This is a genomic window from Nitrosovibrio sp. Nv6 (assembly GCF_900110495.1).
Classification (GTDB): Bacteria; Pseudomonadota; Gammaproteobacteria; order Burkholderiales; family Nitrosomonadaceae; genus Nitrosospira.
Genome location: NZ_FODX01000001.1, coordinates 967,507 through 992,911, shown reverse-complemented (window position 1 = coordinate 992,911; position 25,405 = coordinate 967,507). Strand labels below are relative to the sequence as shown.

Sequence of the window (25,405 nt, the reverse complement as noted above, 5' to 3'; positions counted from 1 at the left end):
GTCAGTATTTTTTAGTTTCGAGAGAGAATAGCAGCGGTTTGGGTTCGAAATTGCTTTGACCCTTGAGCCCATCAGTCTGATATAATGATGGATGGGCAATTTTTAATACTCTGGGCAAAACTTGACCAGCCGAAACTTGACCAGCTTTTAGGCGCCCGTAGCTCAGTTGGATAGAGTACTTGGCTACGAACCAAGGGGTCGTGGGTTCGAATCCTGCCGGGCGCGCCATTAAAAAAAGGGGTTAGGCAATAAGTCTAGCCCCTTATTTTTTTCAGACTCCAGCCGCTTATCGCCAAATGCTGGGAATGCGTACAAGGAAAACTATCATGCCTACCAATATCTATTGCTACCATTGTCACGTTCAACATTCACGAGATGAAATGCGTCTGGTTGTCACAAAGACGGGCAAACGCTGGCGGTGCGAGCGCAGCATAAAGAGCGCTCAGGCTGACAGGAAAACGAGAGATGCATTTGGGCGCAGCATTTCCGCCCTCAATAAAGCAGAGGCTCAGGCAAACATCAGGATGAGGTCGAAAGACTGAGCAATTAAATTGTTGATCAGATGCAGATGTCGGCTGGATATAGGTGGAAGGCTGCCTCATTGTGCCTGCTTGGGAGGGCAGGTGTATCGCGGATCAGTCGCTGCGAAGCACTAGTCAAGGCAGATCACATGGTGTGACTGTCCGGTCACTACCCTTTTATCCTTCCTGAATTGACTTTCGTTCAGGATAGGATAACGGTCAGTCGCACGTTACGGCTCGCTCCACCCATTGCCCCTACTGCCATTCTGAACGGGAGCGGAATGTTCCGCAGTTGATACCATTTTGAATTAAACAAACCGTAGGTTTTTTTGAGAAAGCTATCGCACTCATCATCCGCGGAATGGAGTAGGCTGGAGTTCGTTGAGAAGTTACTTCACGCGACGCAACAAATCCCGTCAATTTAGATTCCGACCTACAGGACTTGTGCGGATGAGAGAGTTGTTTGCTCAGTCATGCAGACTCTCTTCCAACCAGAGAAAGGCTCGCGTCCGCTGTGAGACTCCCTAAAAAGCGCTGGAATTGGGTATCTCCAGGCAGCACAGCACGGACATCGATTACAAGACGTAAACGTCCGCTTTTCAATCTCACAAGCTTCATATAGCTTGGAAAAGCATGATGTGCGGGTACGGCAATACCATTGCCCGGGCCATCGGCTGGATAGCTCACCCACTCGGGCACCAGACCCGATTCGCGTATGGCGGCTTCCGACTCTTCGAATATATATGCGGTAATGCCGATTGCAGCGCTCGTCCAGGAATTGATCGGTTTAAGCGGTTGCGTTGTTTCAGAACTGAAATTGTCAATTTGCGGGGCTTGGCGCTTGGGTTTGGCATTCATACGAAAATTCCTTTAGGCAACGCACCTGATAAATGGTTCAAAAATCTCTCTTTCTCTCGCCGACGGGTGGAATGACGGGATCGGCGTCCTGATAGGGAAGAGTGACGGCCGTCCGAATGCCCCGTCTGAATGCCATATAGCGCAAATTATCCAGCGAGATGTGCTGCGTATTTTATGGCTTTTTAAGCTCGTTGCCCATTGGACTTAAGTACACCCCTACCTCTATCGTCGCCACCCAAGGTATATCTGGAAAGAACCTAACAGCCCAAAACGCATGTGCTGTTTATAGTCAGCCGCGTACGTTGTCATTACCTGACAGCTCGTCCAGCGGGCCTCAATGCATTTGCCACAGCCAATGGCAAGGGCGACAATTGTCTGCATGAGTCCGCTGCGATCAATTCCCCCGAAAGTCCGGCGGTAATGATGCCTCGAGTGCCATGACCGAGACTGGTATAAAGTCTGGGCAATAGCTCGCCTACGAGTGGTATTGCGCCTGGAACGGAGGCTCTCACCGATGCACGGCCAGATAGTTGCCCGACATCCAACGAATCAATATTCATTGCCTTGGCCAGTACCGGAGATATTTCCGTGAGTCTGGACAAGTTTTCGACATGATCGGATGCCCGCAAGTCAACCGACTCATCGTTGAAGCTGTGCGTTGCTCCCACCATATGCAGGCCGGAAATGGAGGGAACAAGATAACCCCCGGCGCATACAATTGTCCGCAGATTTACACTGTGAGGTGTGGCCGGTAATGCGGTGATCTGTCCGCGCACCGGCGTCAGCGGCAGGTTTGCCCACGGCGCAAATGATTTCAACTGGTATGCAGTGCAGACCACCGCTACCTGAGCCTCATGAGACCATGCTTGGTCATGCTGGCCCTTTCCTTCCACACGCCACCCGCCTTCCACTGCTTTCAACGATTCCACAAGGTGCCCCGTATGCCGCACGATGGCCGGACTCCTTGCCAATGCCGCGCACAGCCGTGGCGGGACGATCCATCCCCCGGCAGGAAACCACAAACCCCCATGCGCCAGCGCGATACCAGCCAGACTGGAAGCTTCAGTTGCATCTACTCGTTGCAAGACATGAGGCGGCCAGGCAAGCGCCGCCAGCCTGTCGATCCGTCTTGCTTCTTCTTCGCAAAATGCCAGCTGCAACTCGCCGCATTCCGCGCGAACGGCGCCATCTACCGGTAGCTTTTCATCAAGCAAGGCAAGTGCGTGCCCATAGGATGACAATACGAAGCGTTGCAGCGAGTTCATGCCGGCACTCAGTCGAGTGTGCAATATACCCTTTGCATTGCCCGATGCCCCTGCAGCCAGTGCTGGCGCGCGCTCGATCAGTTTAACGGAAACACCGCGCGCTGCCAGTGCCGAGGCCGCGGCGCAGCCGGCTACACCTCCGCCGATAACAATGGCTGTTGCCGGAGTGGTTCGCATCGGGGGCAAGCCGGGAAGATAGCCTTGCAGCATCTCGCGTTTGCGGCCGAAGCCGGGCGATTTACTAACCTCAAAGCCGCTTTGCGCCAAACCCCGCCTTGTTGCGGCGGCACTGGTGTAGGTCGCAAATGTGGCGCCGGGCCGTGAGGCGCGCAAAACGCCCTGGAAGACCTGTTGTGTCCACATTTCAGGATTGCGCGCCGGCGAAAAGCCATCGAAAAACCATGCATCGATGCTGCCGCAAATTTCAGGGAGCGCTTCGGTTACATCGCTTATCACCAGCGTCAGGCGCACCCGTCCTTCGGCAAAGCTCCATCGATTCCAGCCGGGCACGCGGCGCCGCCAACGTGCGATGAGATTATCGGCGTACCCCCGCAATTCCGGCCAAAGCGCCAGCGTGTCGCTCAGTTCGCGTTCATTGAGAGGATATTTTTCGACACTGAAAAAATCAAGGCTGCATTTGGATGAGCGGGCAACCTCATCGAATAGTTTCCAGGTGCATAAAAAACTCAACCCCGTGCCGAAGCCCGTTTCGCCGATGGCAAGATTGTCTCCGGCCCGCAATGATGCAAAACGCTCAGCCAGCCGGTTGCCTTGAAGAAAAACATGGCGTTTTTCCGCCAACCCGGAATCGCTTGAGAAATAGACATCGCCGAAACGGGAGGAAAAGGGTTGCCCGTTCTGCCAGTCAAGCATCTACGATAGGTTTGACATATGGTTTTGTTACAGATCGCTTTTGTGACTTGGCCAAATCATTCCATATATGTTCAAACTGAGCGTGAAGGGGACTTTTTGAAGCGCTCATCATTTCCCGCACCGGTTCAGAGCTGCGACGTAATAGAGGTTGTTGAAGCTGTTCGTTGATGTGTTAAAAGAAAGCGAGCAAATGAAGACTTGGGAAGGTGCAGGCTGGGCTCAGTCGATGTTACTGATGTGCCTGTGTAATTTGACGGTATCCCTGCTTTTTTTACGCATCCGAAGATTGAGAAATTCCACGCCGACTGAAAATGCCATCGCAAAATAAATATAGCCTTTCGGGACGTGTACATCGAAGCCCTCGACTATCAGTGTCATTCCTACCAATATCAGGAAGGAAAGTGCCAGAATCTTGATGGTGGGATGGGCTTCTACGAAATCGCCGATAGGCTTTGCGGCTATCAGCATAACCAGTACCGCCAGAACAATGGCAATTGCCATCAGTGACACATGTTCGACCAGACCAACCGCCGTGATGACCGAATCCAGCGAGAACACAATATCCAGGATGGTGATCTGAAGCAGCACCATTCCCATGCCTGTGACGACAACTTTCTTGTCGCTTTCTTCCACACCTTCGAGGCTGTTATGTATTTCGTGTGTCGCTTTATACAGCAGAAACAGGCCTCCTCCTATCAGCACGACATCCCGTCCCGAAACCGAGTTGCCAAATACCGAAAACCACGGTTTGGTTAATCCCATCACCCATGAAATGGAGAACAGTAAACCGAGCCGGGTGAGCATGGCCAGACCGAGCCCCGTCCTTCTGGCGAAATTACGCTGAGCTTCGGGGAGACGACCGACAAGAATCGAGATGAAAATAATGTTGTCTATGCCTAGAACAATCTCCAGCGTGGTTAACGTCACTAACGCTATCCACGCTTCCGGGCTAGCCAGCCACTCAAACATCGGCTTCTCTCATTTCAACTCATTTTTCAAGGCAAAGCAGCTTCAGTTTGAACGTAATATAGTTTCGTTCCCACTCTCTATAATAATACCGGATGTTGTGACAAACCTGACTCATTGGCCTTTCGAATTTGTATCTTGCAGATTATCGTGAGGGAGCGCCAGCAACACTGATGGGGAAACAATCTTAAAACATGTCAGGGTTTTATATTATCACGCCCAGGCTTAACGCAAACCAGCAATCAGAATCTGTCCAGGTATGTTCCACTTCGAAGCCGCTGCGCCGGAGCAGATCCTTCATGCGCCCAATCGTATATTTGTAGCTGTTTTCCGTATGAATACGCTCCCCCTGATGGAACCGCAGTGTCGTATCAAGCGCATCCACTCTTACTGACTGGGGACGCCGGCTTTCCAGATGCAGCTCAATCCGCGATGCCGCCTCGTTCCAGAAAGATACATGGCAAAATGCGTCAGGGTCAAAGTGTCCTCCAAGTTCCCGATTGATGCGAACGAGAAGATTCCTGTTGAACGAAGCGGTTATTCCGGCACTGTCGTTATACGCCGCATGCATGACAGCGCTATCCTTCACGAGATCCACCCCAAGCAGTAGCTGGTCTCCGCTTGATAAGTGCCGCGCAACATTTTGGAGCAGGGCGATGGCTTCGTCGTGTTCCAGATTACCAATACTTGAACCTATGTACAGAACCAGACGTGGTCGGGGCTGCAGTTCGAGGAACGTCAAGTCTTCGAAATCCCCAACCTGGGGATGCACATTCACCGCCCGCAATTCTCTTTCGACTTCCTCTTTCGCCAATTGCAGAGCAGCATCGGAGACGTCAAGTGGAAAGTAATTTACACTGAATTGCCGGCGCAGCAACGAACGCAACAAAATGCGCGTCTTTGTCGCGGTCCCGGCACCGAGTTCGCCGACGGAAACGTTTCGGCCGAGCCGGGCACATATTTCGTCGGCATGAGCCATCAATATGGCTGCTTCCGTCCGTGTCGGATAATACTCTGGTAAACAGGTAATTTGTTCGAATAATGCTGAACCTCGTGCGTCATAAAGCAGCTTCGGCGGCAGGCTTTTAGGCGTGCGGGAAAGCCCTTCCAATACGTCTCCCGCTATATCCGTGGCCGGAATGGAGGGCGGGACGGATACTCGATTCAAATATTCAGATCTGATCATGAGCCACCCCGATCGTGAGCCAATCTTATGCCGGAAAACTGCCAGCGCATCTGGGGAAGAAAAAAATTACGGTAAGATTTACGTATGTGTGATTCGGGCGTGACGCACGACCCGCCGCGCAACACCATCTGGTTACACATGAATTTGCCGTTATATTCCCCTTCGGCGCCTAATGGTGCGCAATAACCTGGATATGCGGAGTAGGGGCTCGCGGTCCACTCCCACGTGTCCCCGAAGATCTGTTGCAAGTCCGTCTCTTGCGACCCCGCCGGATGGAGCGGTCGTGGATGGTATGTTTCGCTCTCCAGCAGATTTCCCGATATCCTGCCTGCGTTTTTAGTCGCATCGGCTGCAATCTCCCATTCGAACTCCGTGGGGAGCCGCGCGCCTGCCCATCGGGCGAAGGCATCGGCTTCGTAGAAGCTGACGTGGCATACCGGTTCGTTAGGGTTTAACGGCTGCATGCCTCGGCAAGTAAACTGAGCCCAGTCATCCCCCGCCTGCTCCCAGTAGAGCGGTGCTATCCATCCATGCTCGCAAAGATGATCCCAGGCGTCGGAGAGCCAAAGTTCCGGGCGTCTATAACCGTCGTCGGCCATGAATGCCAGATACTCTTTATTCGTAACAAGCCGGGAGGCGATACAGAACGGGTTTATATAGGTGTAATGCCGCGGCAACTCGTTATCAAACGCAAAGCCCCCCATTTCATGTCCTACCTCATAAATACCATCGTCGAAACAACACCAGGTCAGCGGCGGCTCAGCAGGCGCTTCAACAACACGAATCTGCCTGGGCTGGCTGGGCTGGTAAGCGGGACGCAATGGATTGGTCCAGAATGCGTGCTTGATGTCGGTAACGATTAACTCCTGATGTTGCTGCTCATGGTTCATCCCTAGTTCCAGCAATCGCAAAACTTCGGCTGAAGCACCGCGATTGAGTAGTTCATGAATGTGGTAATCGACATGCGTACGATAAAGGCGAACCTGATCGAGGGTAGGGCGGGAAAGCGTTCCCCGTATGGTGCGATGGGGATGACCTCCCAGCCGCTTGTAGTACGAATTGAACAGGAAGCTGAAGCGCGCATCGAAAGGCACATAGTCACGCACGTGCGGTATGAGGATAAATGCTTCAAAAAACCAGGTTGTATGCGCGATGTGCCACTTTGTCGGGCTCGCGTCCGCCATGGATTGCACCATCTGATCATCCGGCGTGAGTGTTTCGACCAGCTTCAAGGTTTGATTGCGCACTTCGTCGTATTGCTCCACGCACTTATGCGCCAACGAAGATTCGATATGTGGATTGGAAGTTCCGGGCATGATTACTCGTCTGTTGAGTTCTTCACGGCTACGGGTTGCGAAACCAGTTCCAATAGTCGATGGCAAACTGTTTCTTGATGGCCATGTCGCATGAATCGTTCGCTTGAGTTAAAGATTTGCCCAATTAGCCAATTAGCACTATTCCTACTATGGATTTTCCATAGACGTGAGTGGATGCTCTGTGCGCTGTCAGACATACGGCAATCAAATGGCGCCGGATGGAGCGCCGGTCGTCGCTGGCTGGTTGTCGCCGATAATATTTGGTGATTGAAAAAAGAGCTCTTTGTACGTTACCGCACTGACCCGTTTTCATGATTCAAGCATTCTGTAGACGTCTGAAGCACTTCGGAAATGGAATCGAAGCGGCCAGGTATAGAATCCATCGGGCGTCAAACAAAGCCTATAATTCAACTACTTTCACAGGAGATAACCATGAGCTACGAAGATCGTGATACCTACGGCATGTACAAAAGCGATATGTACAAAAGCTATGATGAAAAGGGACCAGGACCTCGGCTGATGGGCGCTGACACACTCATTGGAGAGGATGTTTACAATCAAAAGGATGAGGATCTCGGCGACATCAAGGAAATCATGCTGGACATGAACAATGGCAAAATTGCCTACGCCGTGTTGTCATTCGGTGGATTTATGGGTATTGCCAACAAACTTTTCGCGGTGCCCTGGAGTGCGCTCAAACTGGACACGGAAAACAAGCGTTTCATCCTCAACGTGGATAAGGAACGTCTTGAATCCGCGCCGGGATTCGATAAGGATGATTGGCCCGATATGGCGGATCCCACCTGGCAGAGCACGATCCACTCCTATTACGGAGCAAAGTCGTACACTGACACAAGCTACACGGACACGAAGTCCACCAAGGACTATACGACACCGCCTCACAGGAACGACGAAAGAATCATTCCGGTAGCGCCGGTCGGCACCGATCACGTCAAGCGCGAGTTGGACTGATCGCATTAAAGGCAGCCGAAATTGAAGACATCCATAGGTAAAAGCGCTCGACAACTTTAGCGCTATCAGCCTCAGCCAGACTGGATGTTCTGTAACAGAAAAGAGAGGCAGGTTTATCTTGCCTCTCTTGTTTTATATCGCTCAACTTTCCACAGCCTGGTAATGGACGAAGCACTTCAAGCCGTGTAAACCTGTCATCGATAAGGTAGACAATGCCCTGATCGAGTTGCGTGCGAATGACACGACCTGCAGCTTGCACTACCTTTTGTATGCCCGGAAAGAGTAGGTATAGTCATAGCCGGCATTGAACTTTGTGCTCATACGTCGCACTCATAACGTTTCGTTGAAGGCAATCTGGACTCATGCCCGTAACCTGGTAATGGATGAGTTTCCGCCGCCCGTCTGCCTACTGAAGGTGTATGGTTCCGTACCAGCGTTGGGTTAGTGATGGGCGTTGGATTTGACTGAGAAACGTTGCCTCTTTCGTCGGCTGTTGATCGTGGTAGCCTCGCTGCTGGTCAGTAGCCTGCTAGAATCAGCCTGATGCATCCTATTCCCTACTGGCGTCTTTCCGGTTTTTATTTCTTCCACTTCGCTTTTATCGGTGCCTTTGCTCCTTACTGGAGCCTTTACCTCAAATCCCTTTCGTTCGGCGCCTTCCAGATTGGCGTGCTCATGTCGCTGTTGCATGTAACGCGTATTTTTGCGCCGGCTGCGTGGGGCTGGCTTGCCGACCACACTGGTAAGCGCCTGCTGATCGTGCGATGGGCGGCAATTACGGGGTTGATGAGCTATTGCGGGTTCTTCTTCGGCGAGTCGTTTGCCTGGATATTCGCGATCATGGTGCTGATGAGTTTCTTCTGGAGCGCATCGTTGCCGTTGATCGAGGCAACGACGCTTTCTTATCTGGGTGAGAGCGTAACAAAATATGGACGTATTCGAGTCTGGGGTTCAGTTGGATTCATTTTCGCGGTAACCGGTGTCGGCTATCTGCTGGATGCCACAGACATAGGGTCGCTGTTATGGGCAGCGCTTGGGTTCAAGCTGGGTATCGTATTTTTTTCACGCCAGATTCCCGAAGCCGAAATAGTGGTTCACGCCGCCGACGGGCACTCCGTACGGCAAATATTCAAGCGGCCGGAAGTGCTGGCTTTTTTTGCAGCCTGCCTGTTAATGGCGCTTGCTCACGGTCCTTATTACACTTTTTATTCAATTTATCTGGTCGAGCATGGTTACAGCAAGAGTACGGTCGGGTGGCTGTGGGCCATAGGTGTAGCTTGCGAAATCGGCATATTTTTCCTGATGCCGCAACTGATGCACCGATTCCGCCTCAAACAGATTATGGCTTTCAGCTTGAGCTGCGCGATAGCGCGTTTTTTGATGATCGGCTGGGGAGTGGACTGGCCGATTATAATATTGCTCGCGCAAATACTTCACGCTGCGACATATGGCGCCCATCACGCTACGGCCATGATGGTGGTGCATCAATTTTTTCGGGGACGCCATCAGGCCAAGGGACAAGCGCTCTATACGAGCCTTACATTTGGTCTCGGCGGTACGTTTGGGGGTATATTCAGCGGCTATGCCTGGGAGTGGCTGGGGCCGGGTCTGACGTTCACGCTGAGCGCAGCTGCGGTTTTGCTCGGATTGGGGCTGGTGATCTGGAAGATGGACGTTGAAGATCAACCGTAAATAGTAAACAAGCACGAGGATAGTGACGTTCTCACTGTCTCTCGGTGTGCCGTTATGGGATAATTTCAAATCCCATAAGAATTCAAGTTCGAATAAACCCGAATTCAGCAATATGCAAACGTTATACGACAAGCTTTGGCAAAGTCATGTGGTTCATGAAGAATCCGACAAGCCGGATGGCATGACGCTGCTCTATATCGATCGCCACCTGGTACACGAAGTTACCAGCCCGCAGGCATTCGAAGGGTTGAAGCTGGCCGGCCGCAAACCTTGGCGGCTGGATTCCATTCTGGCGGTGGCGGACCACAACGTGCCCACGACCCGGCGCGACCATGGCATCAGTGATCCGACATCGCGGCTTCAGGTGGAGACGCTAGACCAGAATTGCGAAGAACTGGGTATTACCGAGTTCAGGATGAACGATCTGCGCCAGGGCATTGTCCACGTAATTGGTCCGGAACAGGGCGCTACCCTGCCTGGCATGACAGTAGTTTGCGGTGACTCACATACCAGCACGCACGGCGCATTCGCCTGCCTTGCTTTTGGTATAGGTACATCGGAGGTGGAGCATGTGCTCGCGACACAGTGTCTGCTGATGAAAAAAGCAAAAACGATGCAGGTTGTGGTCGAGGGCGAACTCGGTCATGGCCTCACTGCCAAGGATATCGCGCTTGCCATCATCGGCGAGATTGGTACGGCTGGAGGCACGGGCTACGCTATTGAATTCGCTGGTAGCGCCATACGCGAACTTTCCATGGAAGGGCGCATGACGCTATGCAATATGGCTATCGAGGCGGGTGCGCGCGCCGGCATGGTGGCGGCGGACAATACCACTATTGAATATCTCCGCGGACGCCCTTTTGCACCAAAAGGTGATTTGTGGGAAAAAGCGGTTGCTTACTGGCGTACGCTGAAAAGCGATGAGGGTGCGAGCTTCGACAAGACCATATCGCTGGAAGCGGCGCAGGTCAAGCCGCAGGTAACCTGGGGAACGTCTCCGGAAATGGTAACGACCATAGATGGAAGCGTGCCCGATCCATCGCAAATTACCGATATCGTGAAGCGCCATGATATGGAGCGCGCTTTGAAGTATATGGGGTTGGCGCCCAACACGCCGATCAGCGAAATTCGGCCGGACAAGATATTCATCGGTTCCTGCACAAATGCGCGCATAGAAGACTTGCGGGCGGCGGCGGACGTGGTCAAAGGCCGGCATGTTGCCGCGAACATCAAACTGGCGATGGTCGTGCCGGGTTCCGGTCTGGTCAAATACCAGGCGGAGCAGGAGGGGCTCGACAAGATATTCCGCGATGCAGGATTTGAATGGCGTGAACCTGGCTGTTCAATGTGTCTTGCGATGAACGATGACCGGCTTGAGTCCGGGGAACGTTGTGCGTCGACTTCCAACCGTAACTTTGAAGGCAGGCAGGGTCCCGGGGGCCGCACTCATCTCGTGAGCCCGGCAATGGCCGCAGCGGCAGCGGTGGCGGGACATTTTGTGGATATAAGGGAAATATATTAGAATTTGAATGCAACAAAAAATGGGTCGTATTTTTTTACTACAAAAGGGGATTATGATGAGAATGCTGACGGTAATGGTTGCCTTGATTGCTGCTTTTGGTTTGTCCGCCTGTCATACCATGCAGGGCCTGGGCAAGGATGTTCAGAGTGGCGGTGAAGCGTTGGAGAAACAGGCAAAATAGGTATCGATTAACTAACAAGTGAAAAAATTTGATTTCTGCGACGGATTGGTGGCGCCGCTTGATCGCGCCAATGTGGATACCGACGCCATCATTCCCAAGCAGTTTCTGAAATCCATCAAACGATCCGGTTTCGGGCAGAATCTGTTCGATGAATGGCGTTATCTGGACCACGGCGAGCCTGGCATGGACGCGGCCCGACGTAAGCCCAACCCGGATTTCATACTAAACCTGCCGCGATATCGTGGTGCGCAAATATTGCTTGCGCGCGCGAATTTCGGCTGTGGTTCGAGCCGCGAACATGCGCCCTGGGCGCTTCAGGATTACGGCTTTCAGGTAATTATCGCACCCAGTTTTGCCGACATTTTTTTCAACAATTGCTTCAAGATCGGTCTGCTTCCCATTGCGCTCGATGCAAATAACGTTGATCAGCTTTTCCGCGAAGTAGAAGCAAGCGAAGGCTATCGGCTAATGGTTAATTTGCAGGGCCAGTCTGTGACGACACCGGCCGGCCAGTCTTTCTTGTTCGATATCGATCCGTTTCGCAAACATAGCCTGCTGAATGGCCTGGATGAAATTGGACTGACGTTGCAGCAAGCTGACAAAATCAAGGCATTCGAGGAAAAGCGTCGCGCAGCCCAGCCATGGTTGTTTGCATGAAGCATTGTTACCGGTCTAAAAGGATTTTATGAAAATAGCAATCCTGGCCGGAGATGGTATCGGCCCGGAAATCGTCGCTCAGGCGGTTCGAGTCCTGGAAGCACTGCGAAGTGACGGGTTAAAGTTTGAACTGGAACCGGGGTTGCTAGGCGGATGTGCGGTAGATGCAACCGGCGAACCATTTCCAGAGGCGACGCGCAGGCTTGTCTCGGATGCGGACGCTGTGATGCTGGGTGCTGTAGGGGGTCCGCAATATGACACCCTGCCGCGCGAACAACGACCGGAACAAGGTCTCCTCAGTATACGCAAAACGCTGAACTTGTTTGCCAATCTTCGTCCGGCGGTACTTTATCCTGAACTCGCCAATGCGTCGACGCTAAAGCCCGAAGTCGTGATGGGATTGGATATTCTCATCGTTCGCGAGTTAACCGGTGATATCTATTTCGGCGAACCGCGGGGTATTGAGCAGCGGCGCGGGCAACGTGTTGGTTACAACACCATGATTTATAGCGAAGCCGAGATTCGCAGAATTGCCAAAGTGGCTTTTCAGGCGGCACGCAAACGTAATCGCAGGCTTTGCTCAGTGGATAAAATGAATGTGCTCGAATGCACGCAATTGTGGCGCGACGTAGTGACCGAGACGGCGCAAGACTATCCCGACGTGGAACTCTCGCACATGCTGGTGGATAATGCCGCCATGCAGCTGGTACGCAACCCCAGGCAATTCGACGTGGTGGTGACGGGTAACATGTTCGGCGATATTTTGTCGGATGAGGCTTCCATGCTGACGGGCTCAATCGGGATGTTGCCATCGGCATCGCTGGATGATCGTAACAAGGGCCTCTATGAGCCAATCCACGGTTCCGCGCCTGACATCGCTGGCAAAGATGCGGCCAACCCCTTGGCAACAATATTGTCAGCGGCGATGATGCTCCGCTATACGTTCGATGAGGAAGCGGGAGCATCGCGCATTGAGAGCGCGGTAAAAAAAGTGCTGGCTAGCGGATATCGAACCCAGGACATTTACGAACCGGGAACGAAAAAGGTCGGCACTGCGGCAATGGGCGACGCGATTCTGGCGAACATATAAATATAGATCAGACATGGAAGAGACCAGGAACAGTTATCCTGGAGAGAGGCGATCGATGAAACGAGTTGGTTTTATTGGCTGGCGCGGCATGGTAGGTTCAGTACTCATGCAGCGAATGCGGGAAGAAAATGATTTTGCATTGGTTGAGCCGGCATTTTTCTCTACGTCCCAAAAGGGCGGAAAAGGTCCGGATATCGGCCAGGAGACATCCTCGCTCAAGGATGCGCACGATATAGACGAGCTCAAGTCGATGGATATCCTTATTTCCTGTCAGGGTGGGGATTATACCAGCGCGATTTTCCCCAAGCTGCGCCAGGCGGGGTGGAAAGGTTACTGGATTGATGCGGCCTCTACATTGCGCATGGGACAGGATGCGATCATCATACTCGACCCCGTCAACCGGCCGGTTATTGAACAGGCGTTGCACAATGACGTAAAGAACTACATCGGGGGCAATTGTACGGTGAGCCTGATGCTGATGGCCGTGGGTGGATTGTTCGAAGAAGATATGGTCGAATGGATGAGCGCCATGACTTATCAGGCGGCTTCTGGTGCGGGCGCGCAGAACATGCGGGAATTACTGCTGCAGATGGGTGAAGCGCATCGCGTGGCGAAAAATTTGCTGGACGACCCGGCTGCGGGAATACTGGACATCGATCGGGAAGTTGCGGGAACGCTGCGCAACGGAAGTTTTCCGACAGAGAATTTCGGTGTGCCCCTGGCGGGCAGTCTCATTCCCTGGATAGATAAGGATCTTGGTAATGGGCAGACGCGGGAAGAATGGAAAGGCCAATCCGAAACCAATAAGATCCTGGGGCGCGCAGGCAACACCGTTCCCATTGACGGTATATGCGTTCGTGTGGGTGCAATGCGTTGTCATAGTCAGGCACTGACTGTCAAGCTGAAGAAGGATGTTCCACTGGATGAGATCGAGGATATTCTTGCCGCTTCCAACAGCTGGGTACGGGTTATTCCCAATGAGCGCGAGAGTACTCTGAAAGAATTGACTCCGGCCGCAGTGACCGGGAAGTTGACCATACCAGTAGGGCGGTTGCGTAAGCTTGCCATGGGAGGAGAATATCTTTCGGCATTCACAGTAGGAGATCAGCTGCTGTGGGGCGCGGCAGAACCGTTGCGCAGGATGTTGAGAATCCTTGTGGAAGCCTGAGTATAGATAGAATTTTTTCGTTGCTTAATAAAGAAGCTTGATAACCGCCGTGAGCTCTGCTGACTAGCGAAGTTCGCTGCTTGGTAATTCTGCGGCAATACTTCTTCTTGCTGTGAGCAAGGTTTGGTCATAAAACTTGCCAATACGGTTAGTAAAAGACAAACTCCAGCAAAAGTGTTACTTCTTGTCAGTTCCGCTACGACACTAATCCATACGCCTTCTTGAGAATACTGCTGTGTGGAAGCCTGCTTCTAAAGCCTGTTTACTTTTAATTGCGATCATGTCGCCAGGAGCGACGTATGCGGCGGGCTTGGGCAGACTAACCATCATCTCCGCTCCGGGTCAGCCATTCAAAGCCGAAATCGATCTGGTTGCGGTAAAAAAAGAAGAGAAATATTCTCTAACGGCTCGTCTTGCCCCAAAAGATACCTTCCATCAGGCAAAAGTAGATTATTCGCCCCTGCTTTCTACATTTAAATCGAGCATCGAAACGCGTTCCGACGGCCAGCCCTACGTCAGGATTTTTTCTCCGCAGCCAATCGCCGAACCATTGCTGAACATGCTGGTTGAATTGAACTGGTCGTCAGGACGGTTGCTGCGCGAATACACTGTTCTACTCTCTTCGTCGGAGAATGATGTGTATTCGCAGGCAGGCCCGGCAACTCAAGCGGCACCCGCTATCTCCGGTAAAGCTGAACAGGCTGCGGGCAAATCGGATCTGTCAAACAGGCACGAAGGAACGCCAGCGTCAGCCTCGGTCAGCAAGGCTAATACCGTTTATGGCCCGGTAAAGCCGGGCGATACCTTGGCTGAAATAGCGAAAAATATCACTCCTCCGCCTGGGGCAAGTTTTAATCAGATACTGGTCGCTCTGCACCGCGCAAATCGCAACGCTTTCATCGGTGACAACATGCACCAGCTTAAGGCAGGGCCGATTCTGAGAATGCCGGATAAGAATGAAATCGGTACGATAAGCCGAGCAGAGGCTAATCAGGAAGTAAAAATGCAGACCGCAGATTGGAACCGCCGGAAGTCTGGAGATGCTGAGGGCTTGGACGAAGAACTGAATCAAACAGCTGCCGGAAAGATCGATCCGCCTGCCGAGGTAGATCCACCTTCAGCTCAAGAGCCGCCCCGAGAGGTATTAAAGCTTTCCAAAGGCGAAGCGATACTTGATGCTGCAACCAACCTTGGTGGTTACGTGGACGACAGCGTAGATGGTAAAGGTAAAGCGCGCGGAAAGGTAGATGGACAGGACGGATTCGTGGCGATGGAAGAGGATGCCATAGCAAAGCACGGATCAATCCGCGAAGCCAATGAGCGTATTGCGTTGCTTGAGAAAAATATTGAGGAATTACAACGCCTGCTGGAGTTGAGAAACCCAGCCTTGGCGGACATGCAGAAGCGGGCAGAAGCTATCCGGCTGTTCAACCCTGCTGATCCGGTTGTGGCGGCATCAACCCTTTTTGCTGCTTCAGAATCCCAATCCGCGTCCCTGGATACCAGAGCCGATCCCATGGAGAAATCAACAATAGCTTCGGCCACGGATGAACCGATGGAGCTCGCCAAATCCGTGCAAGCTGCATCGCCAGCTGATCAGCAAGGGGATGATACTAACCGTACCCCGCGCACACATATCAAGAGTATGGTCGAAGATCTGACTGCGAATATCGAATACCTTGGCGGCGCGCTTGTTCTTTTGATTACTGGTATAGTCGGGGTCTCCATGGCACGTCGGCCCAGGGAGGCGGGACCTGGTAATGAGGATATAATCCCTCCCATTCTCGACCCAGCAGTGCACGATAAAGCGGTTGCCTCCGTCATGAGCCAGGGAACAAGTACTGTCGCGGCGGCTGATGGGGCAGGTCCGGCAGCTAAATGCGGAACTTGTTATCCAGACCATAACGATATTCAAACCATGGAAACTGTCGAGGATGTCCTGGTAGACGATCCTGATCAATCGGAGAAGCCCTGGACACTTGGCAATTCATCGGAACATGCTCCATGGGTGTCTGCTCCCGTTCGCCTGGAAGAACGCCGCTTGACTGACATTGATTTGAATATGGACGACGCAAACTTTGCCAAATCGTCGGATCCGGCGAGAAACGGGTTTGCGGCAGAAAGTCCTTACTGGCATGAAATAGTTTCCAAGATTGATCTTGCCCGAGCTTATCAGGAAATGGATGACAAGGATGCCGCGATGCAAGTTCTTCAGGAAGTGATGCTGGAGGGTGACGCGCGGCAGCAGGATAGGGCAAGAATGATGTTGGCGAATTTGCGGGGCGCGGTATCAGAATAAGGCAAAATCGGATTTAATTGTTTCCGGCGCCCCGGCCTCCCACCTTTTCGATTCCTGTTTCTGTCGCAAAATTTGCTTGGGAAACTCTGAATAAGCTCATGCCGGCCCCACGGTTATAATAACTACCATGATGCGTGTTCAGTGAGTGTACAGTGAGAATCGCGCTGGTGCTGGAGTATGATGGCAGCAATTTTTGCGGTTGGCAAAGCCAGCGATCAGGCGGCTCTGTGCAGGATACTGTGGAAGCGGCGTTGTCGAAAATCGCTGGTCATGATATCCGGGTGGTTGCAGCGGGACGCACCGATGCGAGGGTTCATGCCTCGTATCAGGTGCTGCATTTCGATACCCATGCGAAGCGGCCGATGAGCGCCTGGGTTCGCGGAGTCAATGCGCTGATACCTGGCAGTATTGCAGTTCAGTGGGCATCGCAAGTTCCGGATGAATTCCATGCCCGCTATTGTGCCCTTGAACGATGCTATCTTTATCTTTTATTGAACCATCCCATCCGCCCCGGGCTTTATTGCGGCAAGATTGGCTGGTTTCACCAGGTTCTTGATCTTGAATCCATGCGGGCTGGGGCGAAAATGCTGTTGGGCGAGCACGATTTCAGCGCCTTTCGGGCCGCCGAGTGCCAGGCCAAGTCTCCTGTACGAAATCTGACGAAATTGAAAATCACACGGCAGGGAGACATCATCCTGTTTGAATTACGCGCCAATGCATTTTTGCATCACATGGTGCGTAATATCGTCGGCTGCCTGATTTATGTGGGCAAGGGCAAATATCCCGCGGAATGGATAGATGCCCTGCTCAAGGGCCGTAAACGGATCGATGCCGCCCCGACTTTTCCTGCGGCGGGCTTATACTTGGCGGGAGTCACCTATGATGCCAAATGGAAGCTTCCCGCCTTTGCCGATTCGCCGCTTGCGATGGCATTGCCCAGGATGAGCGGCCCCGCTAATTGCATCATCACCGATAAGCCGAATGAATGAATCAGGTCCGGAAACCAGAGAAGCAAAAGCTGCCGCTATGCCAGTCCGAGTAAAGATTTGCGGCATAACGCGCGTTGAGGATGCGCTGGCAGCGGTACGCCTTGGCGCAAGCGCCATTGGGCTTGTATTCTGGCGGCGAAGCGCGCGTTATATCACGCCGGCAAAAGCCCGCGAAATTGTCACCGCGCTTCCGGCATTCACTACCGCAGTAGGCGTGTATGTGGATCCCGACCGGGACCTGGTGGAAGAAACTTCCTCTGTGGCAGGTCTGAATTTATTGCAATTTCATGGCAATGAGTCCCCGGAATTTTGCGGACAATTTGCGCTGCCTTATATAAAGGCTGTGCGAGTCAGAGAGGGGGTAGATTTGCTACAATACGCAACCCGTTATGCCAGAGCCAGAGGATTGCTGCTTGATACCTATGTTGAAGGCGAGCCGGGTGGAACCGGGCATGCATTTGACTGGAATTTGATTCCCCGGCATTTACCCCTGCCGCTGATTCTTTCGGGCGGGCTGCACAGTGGCAACATTACAGAGGCGATTCGGCAGGCCCGCCCTTGGGCGGTGGACGTATCAAGCGGCGTGGAATCGGCCAAGGGTATCAAGGACGTCGAAAAAATTTCTGCTTTCATGCAAGGAGTTCGAATCAGTGAAAGTTTATGATCTTCCGGATAGCCGGGGTCATTTTGGACCGTATGGCGGCATATTTGTTGCTGAAACGCTGATTTCAGCGCTGGAGGATTTGCGCATTCAGTATGACCGCTATCGAAACGATGCTGATTTTCAGGCCGAATTTGCCTATGAATTAAAGCACTACGTGGGACGTCCCAGTCCTATTTATCATGCAAAAAGATGGTCGGAACATTTGGGTGGTGCGCAGATTCTACTGAAAAGGGAAGATCTGAATCATACCGGCGCGCATAAAATCAACAACGCTATCGGGCAGGCGCTCCTCGCCAGGCGCATGGGTAAATCCCGGGTGATCGCTGAGACGGGTGCAGGACAGCACGGCGTTGCCAGCGCCACGGTCGCCGCACGCTATGGCATGAAATGCATCGTTTACATGGGCTCCGTGGACGTGGAGCGACAGGCTGCCAATGTTTATCGGATGAAGCTTCTGGGAGCCACCGTGATCCCGGTCGAATCGGGCTCGAGAACATTGAAGGATGCACTCAATGAAGCCATGCGCGACTGGGTAACCAATATTACAGATACTTTTTATATTATTGGCACCGTTGCGGGACCGCATCCCTATCCTATGATGGTACGTGATTTTCAGGCTATCATTGGTCGCGAGGCAATGACGCAGATGCAGGAAGAATATGGCCGGCAGCCTGACGCGTTAATTGCCTGCGTGGGTGGCGGATCAAATGCCATTGGCTTGTTTTATCCCTATCTGGACAGCGCTATCCGCATGATCGGCGTGGAAGCGGCAGGGCGCGGAATCGAGAGCGGCCAGCACGCTGCTGCCCTGACACAAGGGAGGCCGGGTGTATTGCATGGAAATCGCACCTATCTGATTCAGGATGAGAATGGACAGATTATCGAGACCCACTCCATCTCAGCCGGTTTGGATTATCCCGGTGTGGGACCGGAACACGCGTGGCTCAAGGACAGCAATCGTGCGGAATATATCGGAATAACCGACGACCAGGCGCTGGAGGCATTCCATGCCCTGTGCCATTATGAGGGTATCATACCGGCGCTTGAGTCAAGCCATGCGCTGGCTTATGCCGCCCAGCTCGCGCCCACGCTCGCCAGGGATAAACTGCTGTTGGTGAATCTCTCTGGGCGCGGAGACAAGGATATGGCTACTGTGGCGCAAGCATCCGATATTACCTTCTGAAAACCGCCACTCATGTCCCGTATTACCACCGTATTTGACAAGCTGCGCCAGCAAAACAGGAAGGCGCTGATTCCCTTCATTACCGCGGGCGATCCCGAACCCGCCTTGATGGTTCCGTTGATGCATGAGCTGGTGAAGGCCGGCGCCGACATCCTTGAGCTGGGGGTTCCGTTTTCCGATCCCATGGCTGATGGGCCAACTATTCAGCGATCTTCTGAGCGTGCGCTCAAGTATGGGGTTGGCTTGAAGGATGTGCTGTCAATGGTGGAGGAATTCAGAAAAGACGATACCGGCACACCGGTAGTGCTGATGGGCTATGCTAATCCAGTAGAAGCGATGGGTTATGAGACATTTGCGGCAAGAGCAAAAGCATCGGGCATAGATGGGGTGTTGACGGTGGATTATCCGCCGGAAGAATCTGAAGAATGGGTCGAACATCTCAACCGCCAGCAGATCGACGCAATTTTTCTGCTTTCTCCCACGACCCCGCAGGCGCGCGTCGAACAGGTAGCGAAAATGGCGCAGGGGTATGTTTATTATGTTTCTCTCAAGGGCGTAACCGGCGCCGCAAATCTTGACCTGCGCGACGTAGCCGATAAATTGATCCGGCTCCGTTCCCGTATCCCCATTCCCATTGGTGTTGGTTTTGGCATACGAGACAGCATGGCCGCCAAGGCGGTGGCAGAACTCGCCGACGCGGTCGTGGTAGGCAGTCGTATTATCGAAGAAATTGAAAATTCAGCCAAAGAAAATATATTGACGAATGTATATCGTCTGGTAAGAAGCCTTCGTAGCGCCATTGACGAAGCCGGTTCCAAACACTAGTTAGCTGTCATTAAACTCACCAATCTATGAGCTGGTTTCAGAAACTTCTTCCGCCGAAAATCAAGCGCAAGGAAAGTGGCGAAAAAAAGGCTGTGCCCGAGGGGCTGTGGAGCAAGTGCGCATCCTGCGAAGCGGTGCTTTATTACTCCGATCTGGGAAACAATCTCAACGTCTGCCCCAAGTGCAATCACCACAACCGCATTTCCGGCCGGGTGCGCTTGGATCTGTTTCTTGACGCCGAGGGACGCCATGAGATCGGCCGGGAAGTTCATTCTCTGGATCCGCTCAAATTCAAGGATAGCAAACGCTATATCGACCGGTTATCAGAGGCGAAAAAAGAAACGGATGAAGATGACGCCCTGGTGGTGATGCAAGGCAGCGTCAAGACCGTACCTTTGGTGGCGGCGACGTTCGAATTCGGTTTCATGGGCGGCTCGATGGGCTCAGCGGTGGGCGAGCGCTTTGTGCGCGGGGTGCAGACATGCGTCGAACAGCGCCTGGCTTTTGTATGTTTTGCCGCCAGCGGCGGCGCGCGCATGCAGGAAGGATTGCTATCGTTAATGCAAATGGCCAAAACAACGGCGGTGCTTACCCAGTTGAGCCGGGAACAGCTGCCGTTTATCTCGGTGCTGACAGACCCTACCATGGGCGGAGTATCGGCCAGTTTTGCTTTTATTGGTGACGTCGTAATCGCCGAGCCAGGGGCGCTGATCGGATTTGCGGGCCCGCGTGTTATCGAACAGACGGTGCGGCAAACGCTGCCGGAAGGATTTCAGCGTTCCGAATTCCTGTTGGAACATGGAGCGATAGATATGATAGTCGATCGCCGGCGTATGCGCGACAAGATTGCCAACCTCTGCACATTGCTGATGCGCACCTCTCCGCCGGCATCTTGACGTCTCTCCACATTCAAGCGGGGGTATAGCGATGGGAACGAACGTGCCCCATCCGGAATCCAGAACGCTTTCCGATTGGTTGCTCCGCCTCGAAAGTATTCATCCCAGGACTATCGAGATGGGCCTGGAGCGAGTAAGCCGCGTCAGGGTCGAGCTGGGTCTTGTTCCCTCGTTCCCCATCATTACAGTGGGTGGCACTAATGGGAAAGGGTCTTCCTGCGCCATGATGGAGGCAATTCTAAGCAATGCCGGATATCGCGTGGGTTGCTACACCTCACCGCATTTATTGCGTTACAACGAGCGGGTGCGGATAGGCCGCCAGGAAGCAAGCGACGAAGCGTTGTGCAATGCCTTTCAAATGGTCGAATCGGCACGAATCCGCAGCGGCGTTACTCTGACTTATTTCGAGTTCGGCACGCTGGCGGCGATGCAATTGTTCAGCCAGGTTGAAGTGGAGATCGCGATTCTGGAGGTGGGACTGGGCGGGCGACTGGATGCAGTTAATATTTTTGACGCCGATTGTGCGGTACTCACCAGTGTGGACTTCGATCATATGGATTATCTGGGCAACACCCGCGAGGAAATCGGGTTCGAGAAGGCGGGTATTTTCAGGAGCGGAAAAGCTGCGGTCTGCGCGGAACCGGACATTCCTGGAAGTGTGTATCGTCATGCGAATGCGGTCGGTGCAAATTTAATGCATATCGGCGAACACTTCGGGTACTCGATCGGTATTGATGCAGCCGGATGGAGTTATTGGGGGAGCGGCGGAAAGCGCCATGCGCTTCCCTATCCCGCCTTGCGGGGGGCCTATCAGCTGCGCAATGCCAGTGCCAGCCTGGCCGCGCTGGATTCCATCAGGGATCGTGCACCGATAACGATGAGTGACATACGCCAGGGTTTGCTGGACGTAGTATGGCCGGGGCGGTTCCAGGTATTGCCCGGGCGGCCGGTAACCGTGCTGGATGTAGCGCATAATCCAGGCGCCGCGCATGCTTTGGCTTCGAGCCTGGACAGCGTGGGGCTCTATCAAAAAACCTATGCCGTATTCGCAATGCTCAAAGATAAGGACATCATTGGCGTAGCGCGGGCGCTTGGGAGCAGAGTGGATACATGGCTGGCGGCGGGCATCAGTGCGCCGCGCGGTGCTACGTCCGATGAGGTGGCTCAGGCCTTGGAAGAGGCGGGTGTAGTGAAGGAAGGGGGAGAGGAGGCGATCCGCAGATTTCCCGATCCTGCCGCAGCCTATGCATTTGCCTGTGAGCAGGCAGCCAGAAATGATAGAATCTGCGTTTTCGGCTCATTCCATACCGTGGCGGAAGTATTGCGGTACCAGAACATGCGGCGCCGGAAAACTGTTGAGCACGGTTAGAATCAAGCAAGTTCAAATGGCAAAGACCGTCAGCGAAGAAGAAATTCAGCTAAGGAAACGCGCCAGAAGACGTCTCGTCGGCGCAATTACGCTGGTGATCGCAGCGGTTGTAATTCTGCCGATGGTGCTCGATAGCAAACCGGAGCAGCGAAGCCACGAAATCGAAATTCGCATACCTTCCGAAGACTCGCCAGGCGAACTTGCTCCTGAAACCGCTCCCACTACAGAAGCACCCGTTACAGCCGCCCCCGGAAATTCTGCAACTGGAATACAGCAGGAAGATCAGATAGCTTCCCGGTCGTCACCCGCAAAACCTGTCCAATCCTTAAAGGAATCCGTAGAGAAGCAGGACGCTGTTACAGAAGGGCGAAGTTCCGAGCCGAAGATTGAATCGGCGCTTGCCAAAACTACCGTAGCTGCCAATGACGCCAACCTGTTTGTCGTACAATTAGGCGCTTTTTCCGACCCGGTAAAGGCGAAGCAGCAGCTGCAAAGCCTGGTATCGAAGGATATCAAAGCGCAGACGGACGCCAATGCCTATACTGAAACAGTTAAGGCCGGCAAGGGGGAAATAACGCGTGTGCGGGTGGGCTCTTTCCGCACGCGGGAGGAAGCGGAAAGTACACGCGAGAAATTGAAGAAATTGGGATTCAAGGGCGTAGTGACAGAGAAATAAGCATCTGATGAGATTACGCTACGGGCAAAAGGCAAACCGCGCTTTGTAAGTTTTCATGTTTACGGATGATTTGACGATCTTCGACTATTCCGTCCTTGCCATACTTGTTCTATCAATTTTGTTAAGTGTGGTGCGAGGCGTAGTGCGCGAAATATTATCGCTCGCTGGCTGGGTCGTTGCATTTATGGTGGCGAATTCCTTTGCAGCCGGATTTGCGCCACTGCTGCCTTCCAGCGTAGCTGGCGAATCGCTGCGTCTATTGCTGGCATTTTCCGCCTTGTTTCTTTCGTCATTGCTGGCAATGGGCCTGATTACCATGTTGATGTCGGCTTTGGTAAAAACCGTGGGACTCGGATTTACCGACAGATTCATCGGTTCACTGTTTGGTTTCGCGCGTGGTCTGCTGGTGGTGTTATTGATGGTACTGGCTGCGGGATTCACCGCCTTGCCGCAGGAGCCGTTCTGGAAGAAAGCCGTGTTGAGCAAGCCACTGGAAACAGCGGCGATGATGGTGATACCCTGGCTGCCGCAAGATCTGTCAAGTCGCATCAGCTATGTGAAACTGAAGCATGAGTAGTGAGCGAATGGGCAATCCAGGTAAAGTAAACGCGGTCCGAAAAACTTATTCTTCTGTGCCAGTGTACAAACATCCGGGAAGTTTCTTTACCCTTTTTCGTGTAGCGTTAATCTAAGCGATCTTTGCGGAGCGCAATCATGTGTGGAATTCTGGGTCTCGTCGCACAAACCCCTGTCAACCAGTTGCTATATGACGGACTGCTGGTGCTGCAACATCGCGGGCAGGATGCCGCTGGCATCGTTACCGCCATGGATAATACTTTTCATATGCACAAGGGCAGCGGGATGGTGAGGGATGTATTCCGCACCCGGAATATGCGCGCTCTGCTTGGCAACATGGGTATTGGTCATGTGCGGTATCCTACCGCCGGCTCCGCCGAATCACCGTCGGAGGCACAGCCGTTTTATGTCAACTCGCCATTCGGCATCGTGCTTGGGCATAACGGTAATCTCACGAATGCGACACAACTCAATGAGGAATTGTTCCGGGAGGATCTTCGCCACGTCAATACCAATTCGGATTCAGAAGTATTGCTCAACGTACTGGCCCATGAGTTACAAAGAAGCACGAAGAACCATCAGCTCGATCCCGCTGCCATTTTCGCGGCCGTATCGAGGGTGCACCAGCGCTGCCGGGGCGCCTACGCAGTGGTAGCCATGATTGCAGGATATGGCTTGCTTGCGTTTCGCGATCCTTATGGCATCCGTCCGTTGGTGTTCGGTTGTGCCGAGACGGAGCATGGGATGGACTACCTGGTGGGGTCCGAGAGCGTGGCGCTCGATACGCTGGGTTTTAAGCTGGTGCGTGATGTTGCGCCCGGCGAAGCGATTTTTATCGATGAGAGCGGTAATTTTAACAATAAACAATGCGCCGACAATCCAACGCATAATCCTTGTATTTTCGAGTATGTTTATTTGGCGCGGCCGGATTCCGTCATAGACGGTATTTCGGTATATGAGACGCGGCTTAACATGGGTGAGAGTCTGGCCGACAAAATTGCCACAACCATGCGGCATCTGGACATTGATGTGGTAATACCCATTCCCGATTCGAGCCGTCCCAGCGCCCTGCAGCTTGCCAATCGTCTGGGAGTAAGCTTCCGTGAAGGATTCGTCAAGAACCGCTATATTGGACGGACCTTTATCATGCCGGGCCAGCAGCAGCGGCGCAAATCGGTTCGGCAGAAGCTCAATGCCATGAGCGTTGAATTTCGCGGTAAAAATGTACTGCTGGTGGACGACTCGATCGTGCGCGGCACCACTAGCCGTGAAATTGTGCAAATGGCGCAGGAGGCTGGCGCCCACAAGGTATATTTTGCCTCCGCCGCACCACCGGTGAGATATCCAAATGTTTATGGGATTGATATGCCGACACAAGAGGAACTTATCGCTACCGGCCGGAACGAAGATGAGATCTGCCGGGAGATCGGCGCCGACCATCTTGTATACCAGGATATCGATTCCCTCATAAAGGACGTATGCCGAGTCAATCCGTCAATTACCCATTATGAAACTTCATGTTTCGATGGACATTACATTACCGGTGATGTCACCGCGGAATATCTGGCCATTCTTGAAGCGCAACGCAGCGGGGGGGCGCCTTTGTCGCGAGTCCGATCCAGTACGCAGTTGGACTTGAATCTGGTGACAGCGGATTAATG

23 protein-coding genes and 1 tRNA gene are annotated in these 25,405 nt (G+C 53.0%); 18 read left to right on the top strand and 6 right to left on the bottom strand.

Annotation, left to right across the window (positions count from 1 at the left end; genetic code table 11):
* The first annotated feature begins 151 nt into the window (after nucleotides 1-151).
* A tRNA-Arg gene (locus BMX66_RS04690) sits at nucleotides 152-228 on the top strand.
* Between the two features lie 764 nt (nucleotides 229-992).
* Here the strand turns inward: BMX66_RS04690 and BMX66_RS04680 are convergent.
* The 5 genes from BMX66_RS04680 to egtB all read right to left on the bottom strand — a co-directional run bounded on the left by BMX66_RS04680 (nucleotide 993) and on the right by egtB (nucleotide 6,985).
* Nucleotides 993-1,379, bottom strand: a complete 387-nt coding sequence (locus tag BMX66_RS04680; RefSeq protein ID WP_090878806.1) for a hypothetical protein — start codon at nucleotides 1,377-1,379, stop codon at nucleotides 993-995.
* 308 nt (nucleotides 1,380-1,687) lie between these two features.
* Nucleotides 1,688-3,517 (bottom strand): bifunctional tRNA (5-methylaminomethyl-2-thiouridine)(34)-methyltransferase MnmC2/FAD-dependent 5-carboxymethylaminomethyl-2-thiouridine(34) oxidoreductase MnmC1, encoded by a 1,830-nt coding sequence (gene mnmC / locus BMX66_RS04675; protein ID WP_090878804.1) that lies wholly within the window; start codon nucleotides 3,515-3,517, stop codon nucleotides 1,688-1,690.
* Between the two features lie 219 nt (nucleotides 3,518-3,736).
* Entirely contained in the window at nucleotides 3,737-4,486 is a 750-nt protein-coding gene (locus BMX66_RS04670; protein ID WP_090878802.1) for a TerC family protein, read from the bottom strand.
* A gap of 202 nt (nucleotides 4,487-4,688) precedes the next feature.
* Nucleotides 4,689-5,669, bottom strand: a complete 981-nt coding sequence (gene egtD / locus BMX66_RS04665; RefSeq protein ID WP_090878801.1) for an L-histidine N(alpha)-methyltransferase — start codon at nucleotides 5,667-5,669, stop codon at nucleotides 4,689-4,691.
* Nucleotides 5,666-6,985 carry an ergothioneine biosynthesis protein EgtB gene (gene egtB, locus BMX66_RS04660; RefSeq protein ID WP_090878799.1) on the bottom strand — a complete coding sequence of 440 codons (1,320 nt, stop codon included), beginning with the start codon at nucleotides 6,983-6,985 and terminating at the stop codon, nucleotides 5,666-5,668. The genes egtD and egtB overlap by 4 nt, the downstream gene beginning before the upstream one ends.
* Nucleotides 6,986-7,417: 432 nt before the next feature.
* Here egtB and BMX66_RS04655 point away from each other — a divergent pair, with 432 nt between their 5' ends.
* Complete coding sequence (locus tag BMX66_RS04655; protein WP_090878797.1) at nucleotides 7,418-7,957, top strand: PRC-barrel domain-containing protein; 540 nt, start codon at nucleotides 7,418-7,420, stop codon at nucleotides 7,955-7,957.
* Here BMX66_RS04655 and BMX66_RS04650 read toward each other — a convergent pair.
* Nucleotides 7,938-8,216 (bottom strand): helicase C-terminal domain-containing protein, encoded by a 279-nt coding sequence (locus BMX66_RS04650; protein ID WP_255398811.1) that lies wholly within the window; start codon nucleotides 8,214-8,216, stop codon nucleotides 7,938-7,940. The genes BMX66_RS04655 and BMX66_RS04650 overlap by 20 nt on opposite strands.
* Before the next feature lie 284 nt (nucleotides 8,217-8,500).
* Between BMX66_RS04650 and BMX66_RS04645 the strand changes: the two genes are divergently transcribed.
* The 16 genes from BMX66_RS04645 (at nucleotide 8,501) to purF (ending at nucleotide 25,403) form a co-directional block, all read left to right on the top strand.
* Complete coding sequence (locus BMX66_RS04645) at nucleotides 8,501-9,649, top strand: MFS transporter (RefSeq protein WP_090878796.1); 1,149 nt, start codon at nucleotides 8,501-8,503, stop codon at nucleotides 9,647-9,649.
* Between the two features lie 112 nt (nucleotides 9,650-9,761).
* Nucleotides 9,762-11,171, top strand: a complete 1,410-nt coding sequence (gene leuC, locus BMX66_RS04640; RefSeq protein ID WP_090879879.1) for a 3-isopropylmalate dehydratase large subunit — start codon at nucleotides 9,762-9,764, stop codon at nucleotides 11,169-11,171.
* Nucleotides 11,172-11,178: 7 nt separating this feature from the next.
* Nucleotides 11,179-11,352: an entericidin A/B family lipoprotein gene (locus BMX66_RS04635; protein ID WP_255398810.1), complete on the top strand. Its 174-nt coding sequence runs from the start codon at nucleotides 11,179-11,181 to the stop codon at nucleotides 11,350-11,352.
* An 18-nt stretch (nucleotides 11,353-11,370) separates the two neighbouring features.
* A complete protein-coding gene (gene leuD, locus BMX66_RS04630; RefSeq protein WP_090878794.1) occupies nucleotides 11,371-12,009 on the top strand; it encodes a 3-isopropylmalate dehydratase small subunit in 639 nt (212 codons plus the stop codon).
* 28 nt (nucleotides 12,010-12,037) lie between these two features.
* Nucleotides 12,038-13,099 (top strand): 3-isopropylmalate dehydrogenase, encoded by a 1,062-nt coding sequence (leuB, locus tag BMX66_RS04625; protein ID WP_090878792.1) that lies wholly within the window; start codon nucleotides 12,038-12,040, stop codon nucleotides 13,097-13,099.
* 55 nt (nucleotides 13,100-13,154) lie between these two features.
* Complete coding sequence (gene asd, locus BMX66_RS04620) at nucleotides 13,155-14,267, top strand: aspartate-semialdehyde dehydrogenase (RefSeq protein ID WP_090878790.1); 1,113 nt, start codon at nucleotides 13,155-13,157, stop codon at nucleotides 14,265-14,267.
* A 310-nt stretch (nucleotides 14,268-14,577) separates the two neighbouring features.
* The gene (locus BMX66_RS04615) at nucleotides 14,578-16,566 is read left to right on the top strand and encodes a motility hub landmark protein FimV (protein ID WP_158593384.1); all 1,989 of its coding nucleotides are present in this window, start codon (nucleotides 14,578-14,580) and stop codon (nucleotides 16,564-16,566) included.
* 152 nt (nucleotides 16,567-16,718) lie between these two features.
* Nucleotides 16,719-17,555: a tRNA pseudouridine(38-40) synthase TruA gene (truA, locus tag BMX66_RS04610; protein WP_090878786.1), complete on the top strand. Its 837-nt coding sequence runs from the start codon at nucleotides 16,719-16,721 to the stop codon at nucleotides 17,553-17,555.
* Between the two features lie 37 nt (nucleotides 17,556-17,592).
* Nucleotides 17,593-18,219 (top strand): phosphoribosylanthranilate isomerase, encoded by a 627-nt coding sequence (locus BMX66_RS04605; RefSeq protein WP_255398842.1) that lies wholly within the window; start codon nucleotides 17,593-17,595, stop codon nucleotides 18,217-18,219.
* Entirely contained in the window at nucleotides 18,206-19,402 is a 1,197-nt protein-coding gene (trpB, locus tag BMX66_RS04600; RefSeq protein ID WP_090878781.1) for a tryptophan synthase subunit beta, read from the top strand. The genes BMX66_RS04605 and trpB overlap by 14 nt, the downstream gene beginning before the upstream one ends.
* Before the next feature lie 12 nt (nucleotides 19,403-19,414).
* Nucleotides 19,415-20,227: a tryptophan synthase subunit alpha gene (gene trpA / locus BMX66_RS04595; protein WP_090878779.1), complete on the top strand. Its 813-nt coding sequence runs from the start codon at nucleotides 19,415-19,417 to the stop codon at nucleotides 20,225-20,227.
* Nucleotides 20,228-20,253: 26 nt separating this feature from the next.
* Entirely contained in the window at nucleotides 20,254-21,123 is an 870-nt protein-coding gene (gene accD / locus BMX66_RS04590; protein WP_090878777.1) for an acetyl-CoA carboxylase, carboxyltransferase subunit beta, read from the top strand.
* A gap of 31 nt (nucleotides 21,124-21,154) precedes the next feature.
* Nucleotides 21,155-22,492: a bifunctional tetrahydrofolate synthase/dihydrofolate synthase gene (folC, locus tag BMX66_RS04585; RefSeq protein WP_090878775.1), complete on the top strand. Its 1,338-nt coding sequence runs from the start codon at nucleotides 21,155-21,157 to the stop codon at nucleotides 22,490-22,492.
* A 16-nt stretch (nucleotides 22,493-22,508) separates the two neighbouring features.
* Nucleotides 22,509-23,168 (top strand): SPOR domain-containing protein, encoded by a 660-nt coding sequence (locus tag BMX66_RS04580; protein ID WP_158593383.1) that lies wholly within the window; start codon nucleotides 22,509-22,511, stop codon nucleotides 23,166-23,168.
* Between the two features lie 55 nt (nucleotides 23,169-23,223).
* Nucleotides 23,224-23,745 (top strand): CvpA family protein, encoded by a 522-nt coding sequence (locus tag BMX66_RS04575; RefSeq protein WP_255398809.1) that lies wholly within the window; start codon nucleotides 23,224-23,226, stop codon nucleotides 23,743-23,745.
* 137 nt (nucleotides 23,746-23,882) lie between these two features.
* Entirely contained in the window at nucleotides 23,883-25,403 is a 1,521-nt protein-coding gene (purF, locus tag BMX66_RS04570; RefSeq protein WP_090878771.1) for an amidophosphoribosyltransferase, read from the top strand.
* Nucleotides 25,404-25,405 lie beyond the last annotated feature (2 nt).

What these genes read in the sequence shown, in the direction of transcription:
- BMX66_RS04680 (WP_090878806.1), bottom strand. Translation starts at nt 1,379, where the DNA reads ATGAATGCCAAACCCAAGCGCCAAGCCCCGCAAATTGACAATTTCAGT.
- mnmC (WP_090878804.1), bottom strand. Translation starts at nt 3,517, where the DNA reads ATGCTTGACTGGCAGAACGGGCAACCCTTTTCCTCCCGTTTCGGCGAT.
- BMX66_RS04670 (WP_090878802.1), bottom strand. Translation starts at nt 4,486, where the DNA reads ATGTTTGAGTGGCTGGCTAGCCCGGAAGCGTGGATAGCGTTAGTGACG.
- egtD (WP_090878801.1), bottom strand. Translation starts at nt 5,669, where the DNA reads ATGATCAGATCTGAATATTTGAATCGAGTATCCGTCCCGCCCTCCATT.
- egtB (WP_090878799.1), bottom strand. Translation starts at nt 6,985, where the DNA reads ATGCCCGGAACTTCCAATCCACATATCGAATCTTCGTTGGCGCATAAG.
- BMX66_RS04655 (WP_090878797.1), top strand. Translation starts at nt 7,418, where the DNA reads ATGAGCTACGAAGATCGTGATACCTACGGCATGTACAAAAGCGATATG.
- BMX66_RS04645 (WP_090878796.1), top strand. Translation starts at nt 8,501, where the DNA reads ATGCATCCTATTCCCTACTGGCGTCTTTCCGGTTTTTATTTCTTCCAC.
- leuC (WP_090879879.1), top strand. Translation starts at nt 9,762, where the DNA reads ATGCAAACGTTATACGACAAGCTTTGGCAAAGTCATGTGGTTCATGAA.
- BMX66_RS04635 (WP_255398810.1), top strand. Translation starts at nt 11,179, where the DNA reads ATGCAACAAAAAATGGGTCGTATTTTTTTACTACAAAAGGGGATTATG.
- leuB (WP_090878792.1), top strand. Translation starts at nt 12,038, where the DNA reads ATGAAAATAGCAATCCTGGCCGGAGATGGTATCGGCCCGGAAATCGTC.
- asd (WP_090878790.1), top strand. Translation starts at nt 13,155, where the DNA reads ATGAAACGAGTTGGTTTTATTGGCTGGCGCGGCATGGTAGGTTCAGTA.
- BMX66_RS04605 (WP_255398842.1), top strand. Translation starts at nt 17,593, where the DNA reads ATGCCAGTCCGAGTAAAGATTTGCGGCATAACGCGCGTTGAGGATGCG.
- trpA (WP_090878779.1), top strand. Translation starts at nt 19,415, where the DNA reads ATGTCCCGTATTACCACCGTATTTGACAAGCTGCGCCAGCAAAACAGG.
- accD (WP_090878777.1), top strand. Translation starts at nt 20,254, where the DNA reads ATGAGCTGGTTTCAGAAACTTCTTCCGCCGAAAATCAAGCGCAAGGAA.
- folC (WP_090878775.1), top strand. Translation starts at nt 21,155, where the DNA reads ATGGGAACGAACGTGCCCCATCCGGAATCCAGAACGCTTTCCGATTGG.
- BMX66_RS04580 (WP_158593383.1), top strand. Translation starts at nt 22,509, where the DNA reads ATGGCAAAGACCGTCAGCGAAGAAGAAATTCAGCTAAGGAAACGCGCC.
- BMX66_RS04575 (WP_255398809.1), top strand. Translation starts at nt 23,224, where the DNA reads ATGTTTACGGATGATTTGACGATCTTCGACTATTCCGTCCTTGCCATA.
- purF (WP_090878771.1), top strand. Translation starts at nt 23,883, where the DNA reads ATGTGTGGAATTCTGGGTCTCGTCGCACAAACCCCTGTCAACCAGTTG.